Source organism: Carboxydocella sp. JDF658 (assembly GCF_002049395.1).
Classification (GTDB): Bacteria; Bacillota.
Genome location: NZ_BDLR01000270.1, coordinates 1 through 201, shown reverse-complemented (window position 1 = coordinate 201; position 201 = coordinate 1). Strand labels below are relative to the sequence as shown.

General features: G+C 48.3%; 1 protein-coding gene. It reads left to right on the top strand.

From position 1 onward, the window contains the following. The coding region (locus JDF658_RS14730) for an FAD-binding oxidoreductase (protein WP_207651251.1) at window positions 1-201 on the top strand (201 nt) is incomplete at both ends.

The window sequence follows — 201 nt, the reverse complement described above, 5'->3', positions numbered from 1 at the left end:
GTAACCTGTTAAAACAGCTAGTGAAGTTCAAGCAAGAAACCGATCCCCAGGGCATCCTTAACCCCGGAAAAATTCTTCCCCCCGGTCTGGATAAAAATTCCCCCCTTAAGGTGTTAAATACCGCCATGAAAGGTGCTACCATGGGTAAATCCCTATTAGGCGGGTTAACCAGCCTGCTCGGCGGAAATTCGGCTAAAGATC